The 13546-nt window shown below is 67.6% G+C and carries 15 protein-coding genes (1 of these 15 cut by a window edge); 8 read left to right on the top strand and 7 right to left on the bottom strand.

What is annotated here, in order from left to right; all coding sequences use genetic code 11:
• Nucleotides 1–1106: the 3' portion of an anhydro-N-acetylmuramic acid kinase gene (locus tag G335_RS0102890; RefSeq protein ID WP_018175874.1), read on the top strand. It extends 31 nt beyond the left edge of the window; only the last 1106 of its 1137 coding nucleotides appear in the window; its start codon lies beyond the left edge, outside the window; the stop codon is at nt 1104–1106.
• Nucleotides 1107–1183: 77 nt separating this feature from the next.
• Here G335_RS0102890 and erpA read toward each other — a convergent pair whose 3' ends face one another.
• From erpA to argC, 4 genes are all read right to left on the bottom strand, one after another.
• A complete protein-coding gene (gene erpA / locus G335_RS0102895; RefSeq protein ID WP_018145294.1) occupies nt 1184–1558 on the bottom strand; it encodes an iron-sulfur cluster insertion protein ErpA in 375 nt (124 codons plus the stop codon).
• A 57-nt stretch (nt 1559–1615) separates the two neighbouring features.
• Nucleotides 1616–2050 (bottom strand): polymer-forming cytoskeletal protein, encoded by a 435-nt coding sequence (locus G335_RS0102900; protein ID WP_018145293.1) that lies wholly within the window; start codon nt 2048–2050, stop codon nt 1616–1618.
• Nucleotides 2047–2709 (bottom strand): DUF6776 family protein, encoded by a 663-nt coding sequence (locus G335_RS0102905; protein ID WP_018175875.1) that lies wholly within the window; start codon nt 2707–2709, stop codon nt 2047–2049. Before G335_RS0102905 ends, G335_RS0102900 begins: the two co-directional genes overlap by 4 nt.
• Before the next feature lie 124 nt (nt 2710–2833).
• On the bottom strand, nt 2834–3889 hold the full coding sequence (gene argC / locus G335_RS0102910; RefSeq protein ID WP_018175876.1) for an N-acetyl-gamma-glutamyl-phosphate reductase: 1056 nt from the start codon (nt 3887–3889) through the stop codon (nt 2834–2836).
• A 96-nt stretch (nt 3890–3985) separates the two neighbouring features.
• Between argC and G335_RS0102915 the strand changes: the two genes are divergently transcribed.
• Complete coding sequence (locus tag G335_RS0102915; protein ID WP_018175877.1) at nt 3986–4501, top strand: peroxiredoxin; 516 nt, start codon at nt 3986–3988, stop codon at nt 4499–4501.
• Nucleotides 4502–4547: 46 nt separating this feature from the next.
• Nucleotides 4548–5060 (top strand): CopD family protein, encoded by a 513-nt coding sequence (locus G335_RS0102920; protein WP_018169061.1) that lies wholly within the window; start codon nt 4548–4550, stop codon nt 5058–5060.
• A 41-nt stretch (nt 5061–5101) separates the two neighbouring features.
• Here the strand turns inward: G335_RS0102920 and ptsP are convergent, their stop codons facing one another.
• Nucleotides 5102–7369: a phosphoenolpyruvate--protein phosphotransferase gene (gene ptsP, locus G335_RS0102925; protein WP_018145288.1), complete on the bottom strand. Its 2268-nt coding sequence runs from the start codon at nt 7367–7369 to the stop codon at nt 5102–5104.
• A gap of 20 nt (nt 7370–7389) precedes the next feature.
• The gene (locus G335_RS0102930) at nt 7390–7950 is read right to left on the bottom strand and encodes an RNA pyrophosphohydrolase (RefSeq protein WP_018169060.1); all 561 of its coding nucleotides are present in this window, start codon (nt 7948–7950) and stop codon (nt 7390–7392) included.
• 164 nt (nt 7951–8114) lie between these two features.
• On the opposite strand from G335_RS0102930, the gene G335_RS0102935 reads away from it, so the two are divergent.
• Complete coding sequence (locus G335_RS0102935; protein ID WP_018145286.1) at nt 8115–8780, top strand: HAD family phosphatase; 666 nt, start codon at nt 8115–8117, stop codon at nt 8778–8780.
• A 295-nt stretch (nt 8781–9075) separates the two neighbouring features.
• Here the strand turns inward: G335_RS0102935 and G335_RS0102940 are convergent, their stop codons facing one another.
• A complete protein-coding gene (locus G335_RS0102940) occupies nt 9076–9522 on the bottom strand; it encodes a hypothetical protein (RefSeq protein ID WP_018175878.1) in 447 nt (148 codons plus the stop codon).
• Between the two features lie 83 nt (nt 9523–9605).
• Between G335_RS0102940 and thiD the strand changes: the two genes are divergently transcribed.
• From thiD to G335_RS0102960, 4 genes are all read left to right on the top strand, one after another.
• Nucleotides 9606–10394, top strand: coding sequence for a bifunctional hydroxymethylpyrimidine kinase/phosphomethylpyrimidine kinase (gene thiD, locus G335_RS0102945; RefSeq protein WP_018175879.1), 789 nt, complete (start codon nt 9606–9608; stop codon nt 10392–10394).
• On the top strand, nt 10384–11028 hold the full coding sequence (thiE, locus tag G335_RS0102950) for a thiamine phosphate synthase (protein WP_018175880.1): 645 nt from the start codon (nt 10384–10386) through the stop codon (nt 11026–11028). Before thiD ends, thiE begins: the two co-directional genes overlap by 11 nt.
• A gap of 87 nt (nt 11029–11115) precedes the next feature.
• Nucleotides 11116–12393: a glutamate-1-semialdehyde 2,1-aminomutase gene (gene hemL / locus G335_RS0102955; protein ID WP_018175881.1), complete on the top strand. Its 1278-nt coding sequence runs from the start codon at nt 11116–11118 to the stop codon at nt 12391–12393.
• Nucleotides 12394–12485: 92 nt separating this feature from the next.
• On the top strand, nt 12486–13304 hold the full coding sequence (locus G335_RS0102960) for a sulfite exporter TauE/SafE family protein (protein ID WP_018175882.1): 819 nt from the start codon (nt 12486–12488) through the stop codon (nt 13302–13304).
• Nucleotides 13305–13546 lie beyond the last annotated feature (242 nt).

Consider the following 13546-nt stretch of genomic DNA (forward strand, 5'->3'; position numbering starts at 1 on the left):
GCACCAGCCGGGACGGCGTGGACGCCGTGCTGACAGAGATCCGCGAGACCGGGCCGGTACGCGTGGTGGATCACTGCCAGCTGGGGTACCCCGACGACCTCGCCCAGGAGCTGGCGACGGCGGCCACCACTGAAACCCTGCGCTACCGGCACCTGGGCGCGCTGGATGCGCGGCTCGGCATGCTGTTCGCCCGTACCGTGCAAGCCCTGCTGGACCAGACCGGTCTGGCGCCGACCGCGATCCGGGCGATCGGCAGTCACGGCCAGACCGTACACCACGCCCCCGACGCCGATCCGCCCTTCACCTGGCAGATCGGCGATCCCTTCCGCATCGCAGAGGCCACCGGCATCGACACCGTGGCGCAGTTCCGGCCGCGCGATATTGCTGCCGGCGGCGAGGGGGCACCACTGGCCTGCGGCTTTCACGCGACGCAGTTCGGATCCACGGACGAGACCCGCGCAGTCCTCAATCTAGGCGGCATCGCCAACATCACCTGGCTGCAGCCGGGTCAGCCCGTGATCGGCTTCGACTGCGGCCCGGCGAATACGCTGATGGACGACTGGAATCGGCGTCACCATCAGACGCCGTTCGATCATGACGGCGCATGGGCCCGCAGCGGCACGCCCGACCCCGAACTGCTGACCCGGCTGCTCCAGGATTCGTTCTTCCAGCGCCCTCCGCCAAAAAGCACCGGGCCCGAATACTTTTCGCCGGCCTGGCTGCGTGCCGGGGCTGGCGACCGCCTGGACCGAGCCCGGCCCGAGGACATTCAGGCCACCCTGGCAGAACTGACCGTGGAGGGCGTGCGGCACGCGCTGGAGCATCTGCACATGCAGCCGCCCGCCCGCTTGCTGGTGTGCGGCGGCGGCGCGCACAACCGCCACCTGATGAAGCGCCTCGCCAAGGCCCTGCCCGCGACCCTGGTGGAGACCACCGAACGCCATGGGGTCACCCCACAGCAGGTGGAGGGTGCCGCCTTTGCCTGGCTGGCCGCGCGAACCCTGGCCGGCGAACCCGGCAACCTGCCGGAAGTGACCGGCGCGCGCGGCCCACGCGTACTCGGCTGCATCATCCCCGGCGGTCCCCGGACACCCGGGGGCCATTAACCCCGACCCTGAACAAAAAAGGGCCCGATCCGGAATCCCCGGATCGGGCCCTTTCTTAACCGCTTGTCAGCGTCTCTCTAGACCGAGAAGCTGGAACCGCAGCCGCAGGTCGTGGTGGCATTCGGATTGCGGATCACGAACTGCGCGCCCTCAAGACCTTCGCTGTAGTCGATCTCGGCACCCGCCAGATACTGGAAGCTCATCGGGTCGATCAGCAGGGTCACCCCACCATTCTCCACGAGGGTGTCGCCATCGCCGACGGTCTCGTCGAAGGTGAAGCCGTACTGAAAGCCGGAACAACCGCCCCCGCTGACGAATACGCGCAGCTTGAGGTTGTCGTTGTTCTCTTCCTCGATCAGCCCCTTCACCTTGGTGGCCGCGGCATCGGTAAAGATCAACGGGCTGGGCATTTCGATGTCCAGTTCCGCTTCGGACGTCATGGGCTCGGACATTCGGGGCCTCCTGTAATAATCATTTTCATTCACGCTACGGAAGACTGAGCCCCGGAGTCAAGAATGCTCATCTTCCGTGGGATTGGTCAGGGCCTGGGTCTCGCCCGTCCCCTCCAGCTCGCCCTCGAGGGGATGCTCCACCCGCTTGAGCAAGCCGTCGATCTGCGCGCCCTCTGCCATTTGCAGCACGGTGTAGTAGAGGTTACCGGCCAGACGGGCCGTCTCGCCAAGCTCCACGTGCTCTCCCACATGGACATCGCCACGCACCTCGCCGTTCATCAGCAGGTGCGGAACCGCGACATGGCCCTCGACCACGCCCCCACCCGCGACTACCAGAACGGCCGACGAATCGGTCGCGGCCCGGATATCCCCGATCACGCGGCCTTCGATATGCAGCCCGCCTCCAAACTCGATATCCCCGTGGACCACTGTATGGCGCCCCACCAGGGTATCCACTTTCCGCGCGCGGCGGCCTCGTTTGCGTCCCATCATTGCGTACTCTCCAGCAGGCGATCCCAGTCGGCCCATTCCGAAACCGGTTCAAGATCCTCGTCGTTCGCGGCGCTCGCCCTCAGCGTCAACCCTACCGGCTCGAAGCCCTCCGGAAGATGGATCCGGGCGCGCTGATTGCGCAACAACCGAAACCCCTCGACCAGGCGATCGTTCTCCAGCCCCAGCGCATCGGTCTCCAGGGTGGACAGCGCCTCTTCCCCCGTCGCATAGCCTTCGACCTCCAGCGCCCAGCGCAAATCCACCGAACGACTCAACCCCGGGCGGTAGAGCTGGAACACGACATCAAACACGCCCGACTGCCCCGTGCGCTGCAACTGCAGCGACCGGATGCCCAGGGCATCTGCACCCGCGCCCTCCGCAAGCCGCCGATAAAACGCCAGCTCCTCGCGCAACTCCAGCAACTCGGCCTCCTGGCGCTCGATATCGCCGGAGAAGGCCGCAAGCTCCGCGGTCTTCATTTCCAGCTGCTGCTCGGCGTGGCGGCGCGCCTCCTCGGCAGCCTGGCGCGCGGCGAGCGCCTGCTCCAGGTCATCCCGCAGGCCCTCGATACCGCGTTGCGCATCGACCGTGTCCCGTATGTCCTCGCGCCAGTTCTCGACCAGCCAGGCTCCGCCCGCCACCAACACCAAGATCAGCATCAGCAGCCCCGCGCGCCACCACCCGCCGCGGCGTCCCGACCCGCTGCGCCGCCGCGCGGGAATGCGCGGAATCCGGGGCAGACGTGGACGCGGGACACCCGTAGTCATGTGGCAGGCCAGGACATCAGGGGAAAACCGGCAGCCCGTCCAGACCGGCTGTCTCGGCCTGGCCGAACATCAGGTTCATGTTCTGCACGGCCTGCCCGGCCGCGCCCTTCACCAGGTTGTCGATCACCGACAGCACCATCAGCCGTCCGGAGTGCGGCGGCTGTGCCAGCGCAATACGACAAAGATTGGTGCCGCGCACGCTGGCCGTTTGCGGATGGGCCCCCGGCGGCATCACGTCCACGAACGGCTCGTCGCGATAGCGCTGCTCGAAACAGGCCTGCCAGTCCGCGTCCGCCACCTGCGGGCGCAGATAGAGCGTCGCGTGAATACCGCGCGTCATCGGCACCAGATGCGGCTGGAAGATCAGCCCGACCGACTGCCCGGCCACGCCACTGAGCGTCTGGTGGATCTCCGGCCAATGCCGATGCCCGCCACTGGCATAGGCGCGAAAATCTTCCTGCACCTCGGCGAAAAGCCCGCCGATCTGCGCCTTGCGCCCGGCCCCGCTGACACCGCTCTTGGCATCCGCGATCACGTCCGCGGGATCGATCAGACCGGCCTCCAGCAGAGGCAGAACCGCCAGCGACACCGCCGTGGGATAGCAACCCGGCACGGCGATCAGCCGCGCATCATGGATCTGCGCCCGGTTCAGTTCGGGCAGGCCGTACACGGCCTCGTCCAGATACTGCGGCGCACCATGCGCCTGTCCGTACCACTGCGCCCACAACTCGGGATCACGGATACGGAAATCCGCCGACAGATCGATGATGCGCGTGCCCCGCTCAAGCAGCGGCGCAGCCAGTCCATGCGCCACCCCATGCGGGGTGGCGAAAAAGACCACGTCGCACTCGCCCAGGGTCGCCTCGTCCGGGGCCTGGAAGACGGCATCCACCGCGCCGCGCAGGCTGGGGAACAAATCCGCCACGGGCGTGCCCGCCTCGCCGCGCGAGGTCACCACCTGAAGATCGGCCGCGGGATGCCGCGCCAGCAGGCGCAGGAGTTCCACTCCGGTGTAGCCGGTGGCCCCGACAACCCCGATGCGGATGGGTTTGCTGTTGGTTGCATTCGTCATGCTGCGGCATGATACCGCCTTGGCCTGAACCACGGAACGCACGCGGTTTCGGCCAGTCCACAAATGCAGGCTATTCGATCAACGGATCACACCCCTATGAGCAAAGTCAGGATCGACCGCAAGGCCATCTTCGGAGGCATCTTCATCATCGCGCTGGTCGCCGTCGCCGCGACCATCTGGTTGACCGACGACGGCATGCGCCCGGCACCCGCCTTCGCCGCCACCACCCTGGACGGCGAGCCGGTAGCCCTGGAAGACTACGAGGGCCGGCCGGTGATGATCTCCTTCTGGGCAACCAACTGCCCGTCCTGCATCCGCGAGATCCCGGAACTGATCCACCTGCACGACACCTACGCCGACAAGGGCTTCGAACTGCTGGCGGTCGCGCTGTCCTACGACCCGATCAACCGCGTGAAGGCCATGCGCGAGGACCGCGGGATGCCCTACAAGGTCATCCACGACAGCGACGACGCCTTTTCACAGGCCTATGGCGGCGTGCGCCTGACGCCGACCACCTTCCTGATCTCGCCGAATGGCCGCATCGTCTACCAGAAGCTGGGCGACCCGGACTTCGAACAGATCGAACGCCACCTGGAACGCTGGCTCTCCTGAGCCGCCCCGCGCAGGGACACCGCACCCGCTTCCGAGAAGGACCTCCATGCAAGCCTATAACTGGTTCCTCAGCCTGCACGTGATCTTCATGGTCACCTGGTTCGCCGGGCTGTTCTATCTGCCACGCCTGTTCGTCTATCACGCGATGACCGAGGACGCCCTCGGTCACGAGCGCTTCAAGGTGATGGAGCGCAAGCTGTTCTACGGGATCATGACCCCCGGCGCGCTGATCACCATCCTCTTTGGCGTGATCATGCTGGTGGATCGCTCGTTCTATCTGGCCGAGCCGTGGATGCACTTCAAGCTGACGCTGATTGCCGTCCTGGTTGCCTATCACGTCTGGTGCGGCAAGATCGTGCACGACTTCCGCGATGACCTGAACCGGCGTGATCACACCTGGTATCGCTGGTTCAACGAGGTGCCGGTCCCGATCCTGGTGGGCGTGGTCGTGCTGGTGGTCAACCGCTCCATCGTGGATGCGCTCATCGCCATCGGCGTGGTGCTCGGGATCTTCCTGCTGAGTGCGCTGATCGCGCTGTGGCGGGCACGCCGCACCTGAGCTGCACCCCCCTCCCTGCCGGCCATGGGTGAGCGCCGCGGTCAGGTCTTGCCGGCGCGCACCAGCCCGCCCAGTCCGGCCTGGACCAGGGCATTGTTCAGCAGCGACCGGATCTGATCGGCGTTCTCCAGCAGCCGGCACTGCGCCAGCAAGGCCTCGGCGCGGTCGGTGGAGAAACTGCGGATCACCCACTTCACCCGCGGGATCGAGGACACGCTGACGCTCAGGCTGTCGATCCCCATCCCCAGCAGCAGGATCACCGCGGCCGGGTCGGCTGCCATCTCCCCGCAAACGCTGACCGGCTTGCCCGCCCGGTGCGAACCGTCGGTAATCGTCTCCAGCGCGTGGATGCAGGCCGGGTGCAGGGTGTCGTAGAGATGCGCCACACGGGCGTTGTTGCGGTCCACCGCCAGCAGGTACTGGACCAGGTCGTTGGTGCCCACGGACAGGAAGTCCACCCGCCGGGCAAGCATTTCCGACATGTACACCGCCGCCGGCACCTCGACCATCACCCCGATGCGCGGCATCGGGATGCGGAAACCCTCGTCCAGCAACTCCTCGCGCGCCCGGTTGAGCAGGGTCATCGCGCCCTTCAGCTCGTCCAGCGCCGAGATCATCGGGAACAGGATCTGCAGGTTGTCGTGGGAGCGACTCGCCTTGAGCATCGCCCGCAACTGGGTCAGGAAGATCTCCGGGTGGTCTAGCGAGATACGGATCCCGCGCCAGCCAAGGAACGGGTTGTCCTCCTTCACCGGGAAATATGGCAGGGCCTTGTCGCCGCCGATATCCAGGGTGCGCAGGGTCACCGGCATGGGGTCGAAGGAGGCCAGCACCTGCTCGTAGAGCTGGACCTGCTCCTCCTCGCCGGGGAAGCGGTCGCGGATCATGAACGGCACCTCGGTGCGGTACAGCCCGACCCCCTCGGCCCCGGACTCCAGCGACGGCTTGATATCCGCCAGCAACCCCGAGTTCGCGAGCACCGGCACCGCGACGCCATCGCGGGTCTCGGCCGGGTCCTTGGCCAGCGCACGCAGGTCCTCCGCCAGTTCGCGCTCCTCGCGCACCAGGCGTTCGAACTCCACGCGCAGCTCGGCGTTGGGGTTCACGAACAGCCGCCCGCGATAACCATCGACCAGGATCTCGCGCCCTTCCAGGCGCCCCACCGGGAGCTCGGACACGCCCATCACCGCAGGGATGTTGAGCGCCCGCGCCAGGATCGCGATGTGCGAAGAACCCGTCCCCTTGGCCGAGACCATGGCCCCCAACCGCTCGATCGGAACCTCCGCAAGATGCGAGGCGGTCAGGTCATCCCCGACCAGGATGCCGCCATCGGGAAACTCGTCCTGGCTGCGATCGGCCGGCAGCAGGTGCGACAGCACGCGGCGACCCAGATCGCGCACATCCGCCGCCCGCTCGCGCAGGTACGGGTCCTCCATGTCCTCGAATACCCGCACGCTCTCACGCACCGTGTCGCGCAAAGCCGCCGGGGCCCACTGCCCATTACGGATGCGCGTCTGGGTCTTGTGCACCAGAGAGTCGGAACCCAGCAGCATCAGGTAGGCATCGAACAGCACCTGCTCGTCAGGCCCCAGGGCCTCGCCCATGCGCTGCTTCAGGTCCTCGATCTCGGTGCGGGTCTCCGCCACCGCCTGCCCGAAATGCTCCAGCTCGTGATCCACCCCGGCGCCTTCGCGATCCGGGATGGAGTCCATGTCCGCCAGGCGGTAGGCCACCACGGCCCGGCCAATGGCCACGCCCGGCGAGCCGGCAATGCCGGTGGCCTCGACGTTCACATGCCCGATCAACGGGGTCTCGGAGGAGATCTCGTCGTTGAACTCGGCATAGGCGATCGCCCCGGCCAGCTGCGCCGCCAGGGTGATCAGGAAGGAGACATGCTCGTCATCGAACTTGCGCGCCTGGTGCTGCTGCACGACCAGTACGCCCAGCAGGCTGCGCTGGTGGATGATCGGGACCCCCAGAAACGCGAGGAAGTGTTCCTCGCCGGTCTCCGGGAAATAACGAAAACGCGGGTGGTCCTGAGCGCTGTCAAGGTTGACCGGCTCGGCCCGCGAGGCGACCAGACCCACCAGACCCTCCGACGGATCCATCTCGACCTGCCCGATGGACTCCTCGCGCAGACCCTCCGAGGCCATCAGCACCAGGCGCCCCGACTGCGGCGACTTCAGGTAGATCGAACAGACATCGATCTCCAGCGCCGCCTTCACCCGCGTAACGATGATATGCAGCGCTTCGAAGAAATCCGCGGCACCGTTCACTTCCTGCACCACACGGCGCAGGACCTCGAGCATCGAGGGCTGCTTCGGGACCGTCAACGCGAGGACACCGGCGAACGGGGCTGGGGCTGGGCCGGACCACGGCGGCCAGAACGTCGCGCGCGCGCCTGCTCGAGTTCCGGGAACATCAGCGGCACCAGCTCGCACAGCGCACGGCGATAGACCTGGCGCTTGAAGTGCACGACCTCGCGTGCCGGACGCCAGTAGTCGATCCAGCGCCAATCATCGAATTCCGGGGTTTCCATCGCATCCAGCACCACGTCGCTCTCGTCTCCGACCATGCGCAGCAGGAACCAGCGCTGTTTCTGGCCGATGCAGACCGGGCGTTGATGGCGCCGGACCATGCGCTCCGGCAGGCGGTAGCGCAGCCAATGGCGGGTACTGCCCAGCACCTCGACGTGCCGGGGGAACAGGCCCGTCTCCTCGTGCAGCTCGCGAAACATCGCCTCCTCGGGCGTTTCTTCCGCATGCACGCCCCCCTGGGGAAACTGCCAGGCCGCCTGCCCGACCCGCTTGCCCCAGAACAGCTGCTGTTCCGCGTTGCACAGGATGATGCCTACGTTTGCGCGATACCCGTCACAATCAATCACTTGCATCAGCCAGACGCTTCTCTATTACTGGCATTGTTCCACAGCCGGTGCCCCGGCGGCAAAGCCCCTACCATGCCTCCGGTGCCGGCCCCAAAAGGGGCCTGTGGCTGCAGCCGACGACGCCCGCCGGTACACTCGCGTCCGATCCAAGCCAACCCGAGAGCACCCTCATGGCCCTGGCCCTGTTCGACCTCGACAACACCCTGCTCGCCGGCGACAGCGATCACGCCTGGAACGAGTTCCTGGCAGAGGTGGGCGCCGTCCACCCGACCTGTCACGCCGAGACCAATGACCGCTTCTACCAGGAGTATGTGGCGGGCACCCTCGACATCCACGAATTCTGCCGCTTCGCCTTCAGCCCGCTGGCCGAACACCCGCGCGCGCAGCTCGAGGCCTGGAGGGAGCGCTTCATCGACACGCTGATCCGGCCAATGATCGCTCCCGGCGCCCCGCCCCTGCTGGCCCGACACCGCGAGGCCGGTGACGAACTGGTCATCATCACCGCGACCAACCAGTTCGTCACCCAGCCGATTGCCGACCTGCTGGGCGTGGACCACCTGATCGCGACCCTGGCGGAGGAAGGCGAGGACCGAGAATTTACCGGCGAACTGACCGGGGTGCCCTGCTTCCAGGAAGGCAAGATCGAACGCCTGCGCCAGTACCTCGCGGATCATCCGGATCCCGAGGACAGCATCGCGCAGGCCAGTTTCTACAGCGACTCGCGCAACGACATCCCGCTACTGGAACGTGTGGGGCACCCCGTCGCAGTGGACCCGGACCCGACCCTTGCCGCGCACGCTCACAACCAAGGCTGGCCAGTCATCTCGTTGCGCTAGGGAGCCGCTGATCCATTTGCACGTCCGCGTTAGCGCCCCATTTTTCCCGAGACAAGGCGCGGTGCGCAGTGCCGTAGCCACTCTACGGTCAAGCGGCGCTACGCTGGATCGGGGAAAATGGGGCGCCAACCCCTTGAGGGCTCGGCCGCCTTTGCCTTCTGGATTCGGCCCCGCTGACGGCGTTGCGGCTCGCTCATGTAGCTCGGCTACACTTCGCTCACCGCGCCTTGTCAGCGAGTAAACTCGACTCGAGCGCGGACGTGCGAATGGATTAGCGTCTCCCTGGGCGACGGCGTCAGCTGAAGACGCTGGCGATCTGGGCAAGGCGCTGCCCCGCAGGGGTATCCGCCTTGCCGGCCGCCGCGACCGCATCGCGATAGCCGGCAACCAATTCCGGCACCACGGCCACCACCTGCTTGCGCCGCAGGCGCGCGGCACCGGTCACCGGCCAGGTCGCCCGGAAGTCGCAGTTGTCCAGCGCATCGCAGACCCACAGGCTCCATTCGTGGCGGGTCACGTCGATCTCGTGCTGACGGATGACCAGCCGATAGACATGCTCGGCCTGCATGTCCGCCATGCCGACGGCGGGCCCCACGTATTCCACCTGCAACTCGCCGGCGAGCCGGTTCAACTCCTGCTCCAGCGCGGCCAGGGCCTGATCGACCTCTGCGTTCAGCGTGCCACCCGCTTCGGCGGCGGCGACCAGGGGACGGAGGGACTCGACTTCGAACTCGCTGCTCATGCTGCGTACACTCCCGGGATGCGGAACAAGAACGCCCCGGGGGTGCCGGGGCGCGCGCAACCTTAGCACGGGAGCCCCCATTCATGAATCATCCCCCGATCGCGGTGACCATTGCCGGCTCCGACCCCGGTGGCGGCGCCGGCCTGCAGGCCGATCTGACCACCTTTACCCGCCTCGGCGTACACGGGGGTACGGCCGTGACCGCGATCACCGTGCAGGACACCCGCAACGTGTTGGACTTCAGCGTGCTGTCTGCGGAACAGCTGCGCGCCCAGATCGAGGTCACCCTGGCCGATCTTGCCGTCGCCGCAATCAAGATCGGCATGCTGGGCTCAGTGGAAAACGTAAAAATGGTCGCGGCGCTGCTGGCCGAGCACCCGCACATCCCGGTGGTGCTGGACCCGGTGATGGTCGCCGGCGGCGGCGGGGCGCTCGCGACCGAAGCCGTGGTGGACGCGACCCGCGAGGCCCTGCTGCCACGCGCCACCCTGATCACGCCCAACGGACCGGAGGCCGCGCGCCTGGCCCGAACCGACGATGCCACCCAGTGGGGCCAACGGCTGCGCGAACGGGGCGCGCGCAACGTGCTGGTCACCGGCGGCCACGAAGGCGGCGATCAGGACCCCATCATCAACCGCCTGTACCGCGAGGACGGGCACATGCGCGCCTTCGAACTGCCACGCCATCCGGCCGGCTTCCACGGCTCCGGCTGCACCCTGGCTGCGGCGATCGCCGCCTTCCTGGCGCGCGGCCGTGACCTGGAGCCGGCGGTGATCGAGGCCCAGGCCTTCATGAACGACGCCGTCGCACGGGGCTACGCCCCCGGCCACGGCCAGCACGTCCCTAACCGGCTGTGCCCACATGGCGACTGAGCATACCCCCCGCCTGCGCGGGCTCTATTTCATCACCCCGGCGGTACCGGAGGACGCGAGCCCACGCGCCACACACCTCGCCAATGCCAAGGCGGCGCTGCGTGGCGGTGCGCGCCTGATCCAGTTCCGTGACAAGACCCTCGCAGGCACCGCACGCGAGGCCATCGCCCGCGAACTGGTCGCCCTCGCGCATGCGCACGGCGCGCTGTGCATCATCAACGACGACACCGAGCTGGCCGCGCGCGTCGAGGCCGATGGCGTGCACCTCGGGCGTGACGACCCGGACCCGGTCGCGGCCCGCGCGCGGCTCGGCCCCGGCGCGGTGGTCGGCGTCTCCTGCTACAACGAGCTCGCGCGCGCTGAAGCCGCCACACAGGCCGGGGCGAACTATGTGGCCTTCGGCACGATGTTCGCTTCGCCGACCAAGCCCGAGGCGGCATACGCCGGACCGGAACTGATCCGGCGCGCACGCGCGGCCCTGGGCCTGCCGATCTGCGGCATTGGCGGTATTACCGCGGACAATGCCGCAGAGGTCGTCACGGCCGGGGCCGACCTGGTCGCCGTGATCCAGGGCATCAGCGCCGCGCCCGCCCCCGAGGCCGCCGCGCGTCAGATAAGCGGACTGTTCGACTGATCCCTTTGCACCCGCCCGCAGCCGTCGCTATGGTTGCCGGGCTTCCCGAATTCATCGACCCGAATCCAACAATCACAGGACACCGTCATGCAGGAAACCGAGCGTCTGTTCGAGGCCGCCAAGCAGCACATCCCCGGCGGCGTGAATTCCCCCGTGCGCGCCTTCAAGGGCGTCGGCGGGACCCCGATCTTCATGGACCGCGCCAACGGCGCCTACATGTGGGACGCCGACGGCCAGCGCTATATCGACTACATCGGTTCCTGGGGCCCGATGGTGGCCGGCCACGCCCACCCAGAGGTGATCGAGGCGGTGCGCGAGGCCTGCAACAACGGCCTGTCCTTCGGCTGCCCCACGCGGCTGGAGAACGACATGGCCGCCAAGGTCTGCGAGCTGGTGCCGTCAATGGACCTGGTGCGCATGACCAACTCGGGCTCCGAGGCGACCATGAGCGCGATCCGCCTGGCGCGTGGCTATACCGGCCGCGACCGCATCGTGAAATTCGAGGGCAACTACCACGGCCACGGCGACTCGCTGCTGGTGAAGGCCGGCTCCGGCGCCCTGACCCTCGGCCAGCCCAGCTCCCCGGGCGTGCCCAAGGAACTGGCGGCGCTGACCAGCACCCTGACCTACAACGACCCGGACGGCGTGCGCGCGTTCTTTGCCGAGAAGGGTGACGAGGTCGCCTGCATCATCGTCGAGCCGATTGCCGGCAACATGAACTGCATCCCGCCGGAGCCGGGCTTCCTCGAGACCCTGCGCGAGGTCTGCGACCAGCACGGCGCGGTACTGATCTTCGACGAGGTGATGACCGGCTTCCGCGTGTCGAAGAACTGCGCCCAGGGCTACCTGGGCGTGACCCCGGACCTGACCACGCTGGGCAAGATCATCGGCGGCGGCATGCCGGTGGGGGCCTTCGGCGGCAAGCACGCCATCATGGAACACCTCTCCCCGCTGGGCCCGGTCTACCAGGCCGGCACCCTGTCGGGGAACCCGATCGCGATGACCGCCGGGCTGAAGACCCTGGAGATCCTGTCGCGCCCGGGCTTCCACGACGAGCTGGAGACGCGCACCAAGAAGGTCGTCGCGGGCTTCGAGGACGCCGCGCGCGAGGCCGGCGTGGCCGTGACCACCAACCAGGTGCCGGGCATGTTCGGGCTGTTTTTCTCGGAGCAGAAGGTCACCGACTTCGCCGGCGCCACGGCCTGCGATACCGCCGCCTTCGGCCGCTTCTTCCACGCGATGCTGGGCGAGGGGATCTACCTGGCTCCTAGCGCCTTCGAGGCCGGCTTCATGTCCAACGCCCATTCGGACGCCGACATCGACGCGACCATCGAGGCCGCCCGCAAGTCCTTCAAGGCGCTCTGAGCGCGCCCTCGCCTCTCCTGCGCAGTGAACCGGCGACCCCCACGGTCCGCCGGTCCGCTGCGCCCTGACCCGCTACTCGCCACTACGCACGAATGACCGAGACACTGATCCAGTCACCGCTGGCGCTGGGGCTCCTGTTTGTGGCGCTGGGCCTGGTCGCGGGCATCCCGGCTGGCATGTTCGGCATCGGCGGCGGGCTGATCCTGGTGCCAGTGTTCGTCGCCGTATTCAGTCTGCTGGCCTTCGATTCGGCCAGCCTGGTGCAGCTCGCGGTCGGCTCCTCGCTGGGCGCGATCATCCCCACGGCGATCCTGTCGGCGCGCGCCCACCACCGCCGGGGCGGCGTGGACGGCGCGGCGGTACGCCGTCTCCTGCCGGGCATCATCGTCGGCGCACTGATCGGCGCCTGGCTGGCCACGCGCATCGACTCCGACCACCTGGGGCGTATCTTCGGCGCCTTCGAGGTGGCGATCGGCATCTGGATGCTCCTGAACATCCAGCCACCGGAGGCCCCGGTACCCCGGCGCAGCGTCTGGCTGGGCGGCGGGACCCTGATCGGAGCCGTATCCTCGCTGATCGGCATCGGCGGCGGCACACTGACCACGCCGTTCCTGGTCAGTCAGGGGCTGGAGCTGCGCCGTGCGATCGGCTCGGCGGCGGCGCTGGGCGTGCCGATCTCCATTGGCGCCAGCCTGGTGTTCGCCCTGCCGCAATGGGCCGACCCGGCCTATCAGGCGCCGGAATGGGCCCTCGGCTATCTCTACCTGCCGGCCATCCTCGGCGTCGTGATCGGCACATCCATCAGCGTACGCGGTGGCGTCTGGCTGACCCATCACCTGCCGGTCGCCCACCTCCGCCGCGGCTTCGCCGGCATCCTGATCCTCGCCGGCATCCTCATGCTCATCCGCTAGCACTCGCCCCCGCCCAGAGAGGTCTTCATTCGTCACCCGTGTTTACGGTGCCTTCGGCCCACCGCCTGCCTGATCGTGGCTGGCCCCGGTTCATCATCTGGTGTTTACGGTGGCTTCGGTCCGCCGCCTGCCAGGCGCTCTCTCGCGAGCGCGCCGCGAGGTACTTCTTTGCTCGTGCAAAGAAGTACCTGTCAGGTCTCGGCTGGTTATAAACGCGTTTTCGAAAGCAGTCGGGGTGGGTT

The organism is Thioalkalivibrio sp. AKL8 (genome assembly GCF_000380525.1).
In the GTDB taxonomy this organism is placed as follows: domain Bacteria; phylum Pseudomonadota; class Gammaproteobacteria; order Ectothiorhodospirales; family Ectothiorhodospiraceae; genus Thioalkalivibrio; species Thioalkalivibrio versutus.

What these genes read in the sequence shown, in the direction of transcription:
- erpA (WP_018145294.1), bottom strand. Translation starts at nt 1,558, where the DNA reads ATGTCCGAGCCCATGACGTCCGAAGCGGAACTGGACATCGAAATGCCC.
- G335_RS0102900 (WP_018145293.1), bottom strand. Translation starts at nt 2,050, where the DNA reads ATGATGGGACGCAAACGAGGCCGCCGCGCGCGGAAAGTGGATACCCTG.
- G335_RS0102905 (WP_018175875.1), bottom strand. Translation starts at nt 2,709, where the DNA reads ATGCTGATCTTGGTGTTGGTGGCGGGCGGAGCCTGGCTGGTCGAGAAC.
- argC (WP_018175876.1), bottom strand. Translation starts at nt 3,889, where the DNA reads ATGACGAATGCAACCAACAGCAAACCCATCCGCATCGGGGTTGTCGGG.
- G335_RS0102915 (WP_018175877.1), top strand. Translation starts at nt 3,986, where the DNA reads ATGAGCAAAGTCAGGATCGACCGCAAGGCCATCTTCGGAGGCATCTTC.
- G335_RS0102920 (WP_018169061.1), top strand. Translation starts at nt 4,548, where the DNA reads ATGCAAGCCTATAACTGGTTCCTCAGCCTGCACGTGATCTTCATGGTC.
- ptsP (WP_018145288.1), bottom strand. Translation starts at nt 7,369, where the DNA reads ATGCTCGAGGTCCTGCGCCGTGTGGTGCAGGAAGTGAACGGTGCCGCG.
- G335_RS0102930 (WP_018169060.1), bottom strand. Translation starts at nt 7,950, where the DNA reads ATGCAAGTGATTGATTGTGACGGGTATCGCGCAAACGTAGGCATCATC.
- G335_RS0102935 (WP_018145286.1), top strand. Translation starts at nt 8,115, where the DNA reads ATGGCCCTGGCCCTGTTCGACCTCGACAACACCCTGCTCGCCGGCGAC.
- G335_RS0102940 (WP_018175878.1), bottom strand. Translation starts at nt 9,522, where the DNA reads ATGAGCAGCGAGTTCGAAGTCGAGTCCCTCCGTCCCCTGGTCGCCGCC.
- thiD (WP_018175879.1), top strand. Translation starts at nt 9,606, where the DNA reads ATGAATCATCCCCCGATCGCGGTGACCATTGCCGGCTCCGACCCCGGT.
- thiE (WP_018175880.1), top strand. Translation starts at nt 10,384, where the DNA reads ATGGCGACTGAGCATACCCCCCGCCTGCGCGGGCTCTATTTCATCACC.
- hemL (WP_018175881.1), top strand. Translation starts at nt 11,116, where the DNA reads ATGCAGGAAACCGAGCGTCTGTTCGAGGCCGCCAAGCAGCACATCCCC.
- G335_RS0102960 (WP_018175882.1), top strand. Translation starts at nt 12,486, where the DNA reads ATGACCGAGACACTGATCCAGTCACCGCTGGCGCTGGGGCTCCTGTTT.